Below are 9,753 nucleotides of genomic sequence, written 5' to 3'. Positions count from 1 at the left end.
GTTTGGGGCTGCGAACCATCGAGGCATGTCGCCCGCTGCCGTGGTGCGCCGACGAAAAACCCAAACTCGGTGACCTGCGCAAACGGCTGATTGGCCAATTGGCTGGGTATCTGAGTCAGGGTAACGGATGACCCGATAAGCGCTGCCGGTGCGGGGCGTGTCACCATTTATTTACATCTATGCTGAGCAGTCGACCTAGGGTCGGCTGCTTTTTTATGGCCGCAGCCATTACAGTGATCGTAGCAATGAACATCAGGGTTCACGTCCTTATTCACGGGGCGAGCCAGCCATCTCATCAAGCCCACCACCCCATGTTGCCACCTTGGCAAGTACGGTTTAGGGGGCTGGTGGGCCACCGCAGGGCAGAGGAGGGAGTCGTTATGGCAGCACACGATACCGCTCATCAACCAAACGCACAGGGCGTCATTCACTACCAGCCAGAGGAGCATGGCACTTGGCAACGCTTGATAACGCGCCAGCAGGCGGCGCTCTCGGGTAAGGGGTGCGATGAGTATCAAGCAGGTTTGGCGCGGTTGGCACTACCCACTGATCACATTCCCCAGCTGGCAGAGATCAACAGGGTACTGCAAGGGTGCACGGGCTGGTCGGTGGCTGCCGTGCCAGCCCTTATCTCCTTTGACCGCTTTTTTGCGCTATTAGCTAATCGCCAGTTCCCCGTGGCGACCTTTATTCGGCGCCGAGATCAACTCGATTATTTGCAAGAGCCTGATATTTTTCACGAAGTTTTCGGTCACTGCGCCATGCTGACCAACCCCGAGTTTGCCCATTTTACTCACCTGTATGGTCAGCTGGGGCTACGGGCCAGCAAAGAAGAGCGGGTGTTGCTCGCGCGCTTGTATTGGTTCACGGTGGAGTTTGGTCTGATCAACACAGCCGATGGCCTTAAGATCTACGGCGGCGGCATTCTCTCTTCCATCGGTGAGACAGCGTATGCCCTTTCTGGGGCGCCGCAATTACAACCGTTTGATTTACTTGAGGTACTGCGTACCCCTTATCGGATTGACATCATGCAGCCCATCTATTTTGTGCTGCCCAATTTCACCAGTCTCTATCAGCTGAGCGAGGCGCAGATCATGGCGGCTCTTGCGCAAGCGCAGCGGCTTGGTCTGCACCCGCCACGTTTTGCCCCGGCGCCGGATCAGCAGGCCAGTTGAGGGGGCGAGTGGCCCATCTTGTTACCCGTCATATTAAGGAGAGAGCAATGTCCGAACTGGCCAACCAGCAGTGCGAGGCGTGCCGCGCCGATGCCCCCCATGTGAGCGAACAAACGCTGCGCGAATTGATGCCGCTTATCCCCGATTGGCAACCTGTGGTGGTGGCGGGAGTGTTGCAACTACAACGGGAATTTGGGTTTCGCAACTTCAAAGAGGCGCTGGCGTTCACCTTGCGCCTTGGTGAACTGGCAGAGCAAGAGGGCCACCATCCGGCCATATTGACCGAGTGGGGCAAGGTGACGGTCAGCTGGTGGACCCACAAAATCGGGGGCCTACACCGTAACGACTTGATCATGGCGGCGCGCACCGACCAGCTACTGGGCGCTCCTCGCTAAGTTAATCAGCGCACCGTCACGAGTGCGGGTCTGCCCAGCGAAAGCGGGGCAGACCCGCATTTTTATGGGCGGATGCTCGCACTGGTGGGATCGAGTCTGTATTATCCGCTCATTCATAGAGTTAGCTAGGAAGCTTGTCCCGAATGCGTCTTGAAGTCAGCTGTGAAGACCGCCTGGGCCTGACCCGGGAACTGCTCGACCGCTTGGTGGAGCACAACATCGATCTGCGCGGCATCGAAATCGATACCTCAGGCATCATTTACCTCAACTTTCCCGAGCTGGAGTTCAGTGATTTTCAGCACCTGATGCCGGAGATCCGCCGCATTCCCGGCGTCTATGACGTCAAAACGATCCCCTACATGCCCTCCGAGCGGGAGCACCACGAGATTGAAGCACTGCTCAAAGCGCTGCCGGATCTGGTCTTCTCCCTCGATGCCAAAGGCAAGGTAACCCAGGCTAACCAGTCGGCCCTCACCACCTTAGGCTTGCCGGTGGCGGAGGTGCGCGGGGTGGCCCTTGGCTCGTTGGTGAAGGGGTTTTCGTTTAGTCGCTGGCTTGAGGCCAGCGAGATAAGGCCCCAGACCTGCAAGCTCAGTTTCAATGGTGAAGAGTATCTGGCGGATCTGATGCCGCTGTTTGTGGCCGAGGCCCGTGGCAAGCAGGCCTTAGCGGGGGCGGTGGTGGTGCTCAAGTCGGCCCGCCGAGTCGGGATGCACTTCAGTGCGCTCCACGCGGTCGAGGTGGGGGGCTTTGAACATCTGCAAGCCGAAAGCCTCAAGATGCAAGAGGTGTTGGCTCATGCCCGTAAGCTGGCGATGCAAGATGCCCCTTTGCTGATCATGGGCGAAACCGGCACCGGCAAAGAGCTGCTGGCCCGCGCCTGCCATGGGGCCAGCTTGCGCTCTAGCCACCCCTTTATGGCCCTTAATTGCGCGGCGATGCCCGATAACGTGGCCGAAAGCGAGCTGTTTGGTTACGCCCCCGGCGCCTTTGGCAACAACACTGAGGGCAAACGCGGGGTGTTGGAGCTGGCAAGCGGTGGCACCCTGATGCTCGATGAAATTGGCGACATGTCGCCCCATCTGCAAACCAAGTTTTTGCGGGTGCTGCAAGATGGGGTGTTTCGCCGAGTCGGTGACGAGCAGGAGGTGAAGGTCAATGTGCGCTTTATCTGCACCACCCAAAAACAGCTGCTCGATTTGGTCAACCAAGGGACCTTTCGTGAGGATCTCTACTACCGGCTCAATGTCCTCAGTCTGAGCCTGCCCGCCCTGCGCGAGCGCAAAGCGGACATCATGGTGCTGGCTCAGCAGTTTGTCTCGCGCTTTGCCAGCGAATTGCAGCGGCCTCGGCCCCGTTTTACCCGCAACATGGCCGACTACCTGACCAGCTACCGCTGGCCGGGGAACGTGCGCCAGCTGCGCAACTGCCTCTACCGCGCCATGACTCTGCTCGAAGGGGACGAACTTGGGCCCGAGCAGATCGAGTTGCCGGTGGTCACGGACACCGTGTCGTTGCTCGACGAGTGGTTTGAGGGCGATCTGGATGGCGCGGTGAAGCGCTTTGAGTGCCAGTTACTGGCGCGGCTCTATCCGGCTTTTCCCTCCACTCGCCAGCTGGCCAAACGGCTTGGGGTGTCTCACACCGCCATCGCCAACAAGCTGCGCGAATATGGGATCAGTAAGAAATAAGCTTCGTGCTGGTCGCCAGCCAGCCAGCTGGCGACCGTGCGCCGCGCCCGCTGATGATCGCCACAGCGCCGGTGGTGGTTGGCCGTGCTGCCACTCTCTATACCGCCTAGCGCCTGCGCGCTAAGGCGCTTACCCAACATCCGGTAGAGGGGGCCGCGCTTACCCTTGTTAGAGGTAAATCAGCCCGCTTTGCTTATCACCGCCCACGCTGGCAAGGAGTCGTGATGTTATTTATTGGTTATCTGCTATTAGGGGCGCTGGCTGGTTTGCTGGCGGGGCTATTTGGGATCGGTGGCGGCTTGATCATTGTGCCGGTGTTGGTGCTGAGTTTTCACGCCCAAGGGGTCGATCCGGCGCTGATCACCCATTTAGCGCTGGGCACATCATTGCCCACCATCATCTTTACTGGGCTCAGTTCCCTCAAGGCTCATCGGGAGGCAGGCGCGGTCGACTGGCCGGTGATCCGCCGTCTTGGCGTTGGCATGTTGCTCGGGGCGTGGCTCGGTGGTGTGACGGCCAACCTGCTCAGCGTCAGCAGCCTGAATATCATCATCGGCTGCTTTGCGTGGGTCATGGCGGTGCAGATGGGGCTAAACCTCAAACCCAAGGCGGAGCGGCACCTGCCGGGGCCACTTGGCACGGGCGTGGCAGGAACCGTGATTGGCTGGATGTCCGCCCTGTTTGGGATTGGCGGCGGCTCGCTCACCGTGCCTTATCTGTGCTGGAACTCCGTACCGATGCGTAACGCCGTGGCGGCCTCGGCTGCTTGCAGTATTCCCATCGCCGTGGCTGGCAGCCTCAGCTACCTCTATGCAGGCTGGGGCCACCCCAGTTTGCCCCAATGGAGCATCGGCTATGTCTATCTGCCTGCCTTAGTGGGCATTGTGCTCACCAGCACCTTGTTTGCCCGCGTTGGCGCTAAATGGGCACATCGCCTTGATCCCAAACGGCTTAAACAGGCATTCGCCCTGCTGATGCTGCTGGTGGGCACCAAGTTCATGTTGTTTAGCTGATGGCCGATTGCGGCAGGGCAAGAGGGCAGATTGTTGAAAAATAAGGCAAACAGCGTGGGGGATGGCAGAAAGCCGTTGCATTGAGCGGCCAGTTTGCCTATTCTCCCCGCCGGTGGTCCTATTGGTCCTCTCGCATTGATAACCTGTCGACCTGGTCAGGACCGGAAGGTAGCAGCCAAGGTGGGGGACTCGAGTGCCGGGATGTGGCTGATAGGGCCACCACTTGTTTCTGCTGCTCTCTCTGCCTTTCCTACTCTGTTACTCCCCTCTTTGTTACTTCTCTCGCTGTTACGCCTTTGTCCTGTTCTCCTCTTGGCGCTGCTCCATGGCTGTGACGCCTGTTGCTGCTGCTCGCTTTTGGCCCCGCTCAGGTTTTGCCTCGCTTGAGCTCACTGGCCAGCCGCCCGCGCATGGCTGCCTCGGGATGCAAGAGGAGCGCAGGATCACCTTTTCTGGGGTGGTGTTGTGATACACTGCCGCCCGTTTTTAGCTGACGTGGGTCTGCTTGGCAGCGCCCCTGCATTGAGAATCCCAATGACCACCAATATCTCTTCCCTAGCTAGCCTGATCTGGTCGGTTGCCGACCTGCTGCGCGGTGATTTCAAACAGTCCCAGTATGGCCGCATCATCCTGCCCTTTACCGTGCTGCGTCGTCTTGAGTGTGTGCTGGCTCCTAGCAAGGCCCAGGTGCTGGCGATGGTGGAGACCACCAAAACCATGCCGGAGTTGGCCAAAGAGAAGCTGCTGCTCAATGCCTGCGGCCACGCCTTCTACAACAGCTCGCCGTTGACACTTGCCAAGCTGGGTGAAACCCATGTGGGTGATAACCTGGATGCCTACGTGCGGGCCTTCTCCAAGGATGCCAGGGAGATCTTCGAGCACTTCAACTTCGATGCCAGCATCAACCTGTTGGAAGATAGCGATCTGCTCTACAAGGTGGTGCGCGCCTTTGCCAATGTGGATCTCTCCCCGGAAGCGGTCGACAACTACCACATGGGTCTGGTGTTTGAAGAGCTGATCCGCCGCTTTGCGGAAAGCTCCAACGAAACCGCCGGGGAACACTTTACCCCCCGCGATATCGTGCGGCTCACCACCTCCTTGGTGTTTGCTGGTGATGATGCAGCGCTCGGTAAGCCGGGCATTGTGCGTTCTATCTATGATCCCACAGCGGGCACCGGTGGTTTTCTCTCGTGCGGGATGGAGTATCTGCACGAGCTCAACCCCGCCGCACGGTTGGCCACCTTCGGTCAGGAGCTCAACCCCGAGTCCTATGCCATCTGTAAAGCTGACATGCTGATCAAGGGGCAGGAGATCAGCAACATCAAGCTGGGCAATACCCTCTCCGATGACCAGTTGCCGGTTAATCGCTTCGATTACTGCCTCTCTAACCCGCCATTCGGGGTGGACTGGAAAAAGGTCGAAAAACAGGTGCGGGATGAAGCGGCCAAGCAGGGCTTTAACGGTCGCTTTGGCCCGGGCTTACCCCGAGTATCTGACGGCTCCTTGCTGTTTTTGCTGCACCTGATCGCCAAGATGCAGCAACCCAGCGCCGAGTGTGTGGGCTCCAAGATCGGGATTATCCTCAACGGCTCGCCGCTCTTTACCGGGGGGGCGGGCAGTGGTGAGAGCGAGATCCGCCGTTATATCCTTGAGCACGATCTGTTGGATGCGCTGGTGGCCCTGCCCACCGATATGTTCTACAACACCGGCATTGCCACCTATATCTGGGTACTCTCCAACCACAAACCGGCCGAGCGTAAGGGCAAGGTGCTGCTGATCAACGCCAGTGATATGCACAGCCCGATGCGTAAATCGCTGGGCTCCAAGCGCAAGCAGCTGAGCGACGAGGCATTAAGCGAGATCGTCAGTCTTTATAGCCGCTACCAAGAGAGCCCGATTGCCAAGATCTTCCCCACCACCGCCTTTGGCTATCGCCGCCTGACTATCGAGCGGCCGCTGAAACTGGCGTTCTATCCGCAGGATGCCGAGCGGCTTGCCAGCCTCACTGCCGATAAGGGATGGAGCAAGCTCGATGGCACTTTGCAATCCGCCATCCTGACGACCTTGGGCCAGTTCTCTGAGGCCAAGTTACTCTCCCGCGACAAATTCAAAAAGCAGCTGACCAAGCTGCTGGGGGAGGTCAAGCTGCCAGCGCCAGCCTTTAAGCTGCTGGTGAGCCATCTGGCTGAACAAGACGATGCCGCCGAAGTGTGTAAAGCGCATGCCGGTAAAGAGAAGGGCGAGCCGGAAGCCAATCCGGATCTGCGAGATAACGAGAATGTGCCGCTGGGGGAAGATATCTATGAGTATCTCAAGCGGGAGGTGCTACCCCATGTGCCGGATGCCTGGATCGACACCAGCAAAACCGATCCGCTGGATGGCCAGATTGGCATTGTCGGTTATGAGATCCCCTTTAACCGCCACTTCTACCAGTACCAGCCGCCCCGCGAACTGACGGCGATTGATGCCGATCTCGATGCGGTAGCTAAGGAGATCATGCAACTGCTGGCGGAGGTGCATTCATGAAGGCGATGTATGACCGCCCCGCTGGGATGCCTGATAAGAGTGGACGCAACAGCACGCGACATGATGCAAACAGATTGACTATCGCGCGCACGATACCTAATATTGCGGGCAACACACCCGCCATGCCTCTCCACGATGCACACTCTGGCGGGTTTTTTATGCCTGACATTCCCCCTGTCACGATGAGCTGGGGATGTCAGTGAACAGCTACCTTAAACCCCCTTTGCTGCTAGATGATCAGTTAGCCTTGCTGGCCGAGCGTGGTCTTCTGATACCTGATAGGGCAAGCGCTCGCCACTATTTGGCCAATATCAGTTACTTTCGTCTCAGTGCCTACACTCGGCCGTTTTACCTACCGGGCCAAGTCGAGCATCAGTTTATTGGCGGCACCCGTTTTGAGCAGGTGCTTGATCTCTATCTGTTTGATCGCGAGCTGCGGTTGCTGCTACTTGATGCCATTGAGCGCCTAGAGGTGGCGCTGCGCGCCCGTGTGACCGAGGTGCTAGCAACCCACTACCAAGATCCGTTCTGTTACCTTGACTCCGCCTTGTTTGCTAGCCGCTACAACCACGACTGGTTGCGCGCCGAGCTTAGTAAAAAAGCCGCAGGCCATAAAATGGAGCATTTTATGGTGCACTATCGCCAGCGTTATCCCGCTGCGCCGCCAGAGCCGCCCATCTGGATGGCGATGGAGCTGCTCACTTTTGCTCAAATCTCCAGCTTTTTTGCTCATTTACGCTCACCTGGGGTGCAAAAAGCGATTTGCGAGCACTTTGGCTGGCCCCATACCGTACTGACCTCGTGGTTTCGCTCGCTGTCAGATTTGCGTAACTGGTGCGCGCACCATAGCCGGGTGTGGAATCGTGAACTGGGCACCGCCCCGCTGTGGCCGAAAAAGGGCAGCGAGCGGTTAGCCGAGGTACCAGAGCGCTTGGCGCTGAATGCGGGGCAGAGCCTTAATAGCCGCAAACGCCTCTATTTTTTAGTGGTGATCATCGAAAGCCTGTTACTGCGGGTGAGCCCCGACAGTCAATGGTCACAGCGCCTTGCCGCCTTGCTGGCCAAATATCCCCATATCTCCCTTGCCCATATGGGGATGCCAGTGAGCTGGCAGCAAGATCCCTTTTGGCAACAGGTATTACCACAAGGAGCACCGCAATGAACGCTGCCGACAATATATTAGCGGGTAAATATAAGCCCTATCCGGCATATAAGGATTCGGGAGTGGAGTGGTTGGGGAATATACCGAGCCATTGGCTAACTAGCAAAATGCGTTATATGTTCACCTTTGGTAAGGGGCTGACTATTACCAAAGAAAATCTTCGTGATGAAGGTATTCCTTGCGTTAACTATGGTGAAGTACATTCAAAATACGGTTTTGAAGTTGACCCAACAAAAAATTATTTGAAGTGTGTTGAAGAAGAATATTTAAAAACGTCATTCAGCTCAGTAATTAATATTGGGGATTTTGTTTTTGCTGATACATCTGAAGATATCGATGGGTCTGGTAATTTCACTCAATTAACAAGCAATGTTGTAACGTTTGCGGGCTATCACACCATTATTGTTCGTCCAATTGATAAGAGTAGTCATCGTTTTTTTGCGTACCTTTTTGACTCAAAAGAGTTTCGCACGGCTATTCGCCATGCCGTAAAAGGTGTCAAAGTTTTCAGTATCACCCAAGCAATTCTTCGAGGGGCTGATATTTGGTTACCATCACAAGACGAAAGACAACGGATAGCCGCTTTCCTCGACTACGAAACAGCTCGGATAGACCGGCTGATTGCCCAGCAGCAGCGGCTGATCGAACTGCTTAAAGAGAAGCGCCAAGCGGTGATCTCCCACGCCGTCACCAAGGGCCTCAACCCCAACACCCCCATGAAAGACTCCGGCATCGAGTGGCTTGGGCAAGTGCCGGAACATTGGATTGTAAGAAGGTTAAAGCACACTGCTTCCATTCAATCCGGTATTCCCAAAGGAAAGGATTTAGCGGGTAAAGAAACAATTACCGTACCGATGTTAAGAGTTGCAAATGTTCAAGATGGATATTTGAATCTTAATAATGTTCATGAAATTGAAATTGAAACACACGAGCTTTTTCGATATTCACTGAAAGTTGGTGATGTGCTAATGAATGAGGGAGGCGATAATGATAAGTTGGGCAGAGGGGCGGTATGGGCTGGGCAGATTAACCCCTGTATACATCAAAACCATGTGTTCGCAATACGTGTTAATAAAATCGAGTCGGAATGGCTTAGCTGGTTAACCAGTTCAAGCTATGCAAAGCATTATTTTTATTCCGTATCAAAGCAAAGTACAAATTTGGCTTCGATATCCTCAAGTAATGTAAAAGAAACCCCCCTTTTTCTACCTCCTAAAATAGAACGAGTAGAAATAATGCGTTATTTGAATGAAAAACTAGCAAAGTTTTCTCGAATAGAGAGTCAAACAATTAAGAAAATAGAATTGCTCCAAGAACGCCGCACCGCTCTTATTTCCTCCGCCGTCACCGGCAAGATTGATCTGCGGGGCTGGACACCGCCCGTTGCCGGGGAAGCCGCATGAAAACCACATATGAAAAAGATCTGGCCCGCTTGAATAAAAAGGGCACCGATGTCTGCTCGATCTGCCATGTCCCGTTTGATGATGACGATGTGGTCTATACGGTGTTTGGTTACAATCGGCTCGGCAAGCTGCAGGTGACCTCAGGCTATTGTATCGACAAGATTGTCGATGTCCGGCTGATTGGCCTGTGCGGGGAGTTTGATCCCGACCGGTTTAACGCGTATCTGCGGGAGCATCCGCTGTATGAGTCGTTTATGAAAAAGAAGGCTGCGCTCATGTGATAAACCCGTAGTCGGTAGGTTCGATTAGCGAAGCGTAATCGGACGATCGCGTCATCGAGTGATCCCATCCTCGACCCTTGCCATTTTTTCGCACAGGAGTGAACAGC

9 protein-coding genes, 1 other RNA gene and 1 pseudogene are annotated in these 9,753 nt (G+C 55.7%); all 11 read left to right on the top strand.

The annotated features are described in order from the left end of the window. Window positions 1-131, top strand: a pseudogene (locus CUC53_RS03090) (TIGR01620 family protein); the annotation flags it as partial. A 249-nt stretch (window positions 132-380) separates the two neighbouring features. Further along, window positions 381-1,175 carry a phenylalanine 4-monooxygenase gene (phhA, locus tag CUC53_RS03085; protein ID WP_100292800.1) on the top strand — a complete coding sequence of 265 codons (795 nt, stop codon included), beginning with the start codon at window positions 381-383 and terminating at the stop codon, window positions 1,173-1,175. 47 nt (window positions 1,176-1,222) lie between these two features. Further along, window positions 1,223-1,570 (top strand): 4a-hydroxytetrahydrobiopterin dehydratase, encoded by a 348-nt coding sequence (locus CUC53_RS03080; protein ID WP_100292799.1) that lies wholly within the window; start codon window positions 1,223-1,225, stop codon window positions 1,568-1,570. A gap of 143 nt (window positions 1,571-1,713) precedes the next feature. Beyond that, window positions 1,714-3,261, top strand: coding sequence for a transcriptional regulator TyrR (gene tyrR, locus CUC53_RS03075; RefSeq protein WP_100292798.1), 1,548 nt, complete (start codon window positions 1,714-1,716; stop codon window positions 3,259-3,261). A gap of 224 nt (window positions 3,262-3,485) precedes the next feature. Continuing rightward, window positions 3,486-4,274, top strand: a complete 789-nt coding sequence (locus CUC53_RS03070; protein ID WP_100292797.1) for a sulfite exporter TauE/SafE family protein — start codon at window positions 3,486-3,488, stop codon at window positions 4,272-4,274. A 119-nt stretch (window positions 4,275-4,393) separates the two neighbouring features. Beyond that, window positions 4,394-4,490: signal recognition particle sRNA small type (gene ffs / locus CUC53_RS03065), an RNA gene on the top strand. Between the two features lie 7 nt (window positions 4,491-4,497). Further along, entirely contained in the window at window positions 4,498-4,743 is a 246-nt protein-coding gene (locus CUC53_RS18785; RefSeq protein ID WP_157798182.1) for a hypothetical protein, read from the top strand. Between the two features lie 65 nt (window positions 4,744-4,808). Then, window positions 4,809-6,800: a type I restriction-modification system subunit M gene (locus CUC53_RS03060; protein WP_100292796.1), complete on the top strand. Its 1,992-nt coding sequence runs from the start codon at window positions 4,809-4,811 to the stop codon at window positions 6,798-6,800. A gap of 193 nt (window positions 6,801-6,993) precedes the next feature. Beyond that, complete coding sequence (locus CUC53_RS03050; RefSeq protein ID WP_201796704.1) at window positions 6,994-7,962, top strand: Abi family protein; 969 nt, start codon at window positions 6,994-6,996, stop codon at window positions 7,960-7,962. Next, on the top strand, window positions 7,959-9,365 hold the full coding sequence (locus CUC53_RS03045) for a restriction endonuclease subunit S (protein WP_100292794.1): 1,407 nt from the start codon (window positions 7,959-7,961) through the stop codon (window positions 9,363-9,365). Before CUC53_RS03050 ends, CUC53_RS03045 begins: the two co-directional genes overlap by 4 nt. Continuing rightward, window positions 9,362-9,646 (top strand): hypothetical protein, encoded by a 285-nt coding sequence (locus CUC53_RS03040; RefSeq protein WP_100292793.1) that lies wholly within the window; start codon window positions 9,362-9,364, stop codon window positions 9,644-9,646. Before CUC53_RS03045 ends, CUC53_RS03040 begins: the two co-directional genes overlap by 4 nt. Window positions 9,647-9,753 lie beyond the last annotated feature (107 nt).

Source organism: Aeromonas cavernicola, assembly GCF_002795305.1.
Lineage (GTDB): Bacteria > Pseudomonadota > Gammaproteobacteria > Enterobacterales > Aeromonadaceae > Aeromonas > Aeromonas cavernicola.
The sequence above is the reverse complement of the archived record's forward strand: the minus strand, read 5'-3'. Positions and strand labels throughout refer to the sequence as shown.